Annotated in this window: 1 protein-coding gene; it reads right to left on the bottom strand. The window is 63.9% G+C overall.

All coding sequences use genetic code 11. From position 1 onward, the window contains the following. Positions 1-100: 100 nt before the first annotated feature. Positions 101-1935: polyribonucleotide nucleotidyltransferase (gene pnp, locus ACE3PH_RS15915; RefSeq protein ID WP_374320868.1), on the bottom strand; the 1835-nt coding region annotated here is incomplete at its 5' end.

Raw genomic sequence — 1935 nt, forward strand, 5'->3', positions numbered from 1 at the left:
GGCCTGCATGGATGGCATGAAACAAATGCTATATTTGGCCTCTAGCGCTTATGAATGAAGCGCTAACAGCTATCAAATTAATAGCATTTCATTCCAAGAATCAGGACTGCATCTGGTCCTGGTAGCCCGCCGACTGCTGCTGTTGCTGCTGATCGGCACCTGGATCGCGAGGCTCGCGGGCCTCGCGCGGAGCACGCGGCTCGCGCTCGCGGCGCTCGGCAGGGGCCGGACGGTCGCTGAAGCCTGCGGGACGCTCGGCCAGTGCCTTCATGGACAGCTTGACGCGGCCCTTCTCGTCCGTCTCAAGCACCTTGACCTTGACGATCTGGCCTTCGCTCAGGTAGTCGGTGACCTTCTCCACGCGCTCGTGGGCGATCTGGCTGATGTGCAGCAGGCCGTCCTTGCCGGGCAGCAGGTTGATGAGCGCGCCAAAGTCCAGGATCTTGGTGACCGGGCCTTCATAGACCTTGCCGATTTCGACTTCGGCCGTGATCTGCTCGATGCGGCGCTTGGCCTCGTCGGCCTTGGCGGCTTCGGTGGCGGCGATGGTGATGGTGCCGTCTTCCTCGATGTTGATCTGGCAGCCGGTTTCTTCGGTCAGCGCACGGATGGTGGCGCCGCCCTTGCCGATCACGTCGCGGATCTTCTCGGGGTTGATCTTCATCGTGTAGAGCTTGGGCGCAAAGCTCGAAATCTCGGCCTTGGCTTCGCCCATGGCTTCCTGCATCTTGCCCAGGATGTGCATGCGCGCTTCCTTGGCCTGGGCCAGGGCCACCTGCATGATTTCCTTGGTGATGCCCTGGATCTTGATGTCCATCTGCAGGGCGGTGATGCCGTTGGTCGTGCCGGCCACCTTGAAGTCCATGTCGCCCAGGTGATCCTCGTCACCCAGGATGTCGGTCAGCACAGCGAAGCGGTTGCCGTCCTTGATCAGTCCCATGGCAATGCCCGCCACGTGCGCCTTCATGGGCACGCCAGCGTCCATCAGCGACAGGCAGCCGCCGCAGACCGAGGCCATGGACGAGGAGCCGTTGGACTCGGTGATTTCCGACACCACGCGGATGGTGTAGGGGAATTCTTCCTTGCTCGGCAGGCAGGCCACCAGGGCACGCTTGGCCAGGCGGCCGTGGCCGATTTCGCGGCGCTTGGTGCTGCCCATGCGGCCCACTTCGCCGGTGGCAAAGGGAGGCATGTTGTAGTGCAGCATGAAGCGGTCTTCAAACTCGCCAGCCAGCGCGTCGATGCGCTGTGCATCGCGCTCGGTGCCCAGCGTGGCCACAACCAGCGCCTGTGTCTCGCCACGGGTGAACAGCGCAGAGCCGTGCGTGCGCGGCAGCACGCCGTTGCGGATTTCGATGGGGCGCACGGTGCGCGTGTCGCGGCCGTCGATACGGGGTTCGCCCGCCAGAATCTGGCTGCGCACGATGCGCGCTTCGATGTCGAACAGCATGCCTTCGACCTTGACGGCGTCAAACTCGACACCGGCTTCCTTCAGGTCGGCCATGACCACAGCGTAGGCCTCGCGGCAGGCGTGCGTGCGGGCCTGCTTGTTGCGGATCTGGTAGGCGGCGCGCAGCTTGTCCTCGGCCAGTTGGGTGACCTTGGCAATCAGCGCCTCGTCCTTGGCAGGGGCTTGCCATTCCCAGGCGGGCTTGCCAGCGTCACGCACCAGCTCGTGGATGGCGTTGATGGCAATCTTGCCCTGCTCGTGGCCGAACACCACGGCGCCCAGCATCACGTCTTCAGGCAATTGCTGTGCCTCGGATTCGACCATCAGCACAGCGGCTTCGGTGCCTGCCACGACCAGGTCCATCTGGCTGCTCTTGCGCGCCGTCTGGCCGGGGTTGAGCACGTATTCGCCATTGATGTAACCCACGCGGGCCGCGCCAATGGGGCCACTGAACGGAATGCCGGACACTGCCAGCGCAGCGCTGG

Source organism: Aquabacterium sp., from assembly GCF_041909175.1.
Taxonomy (GTDB): Bacteria; Pseudomonadota; Gammaproteobacteria; order Burkholderiales; family Burkholderiaceae_C; genus Aquabacterium.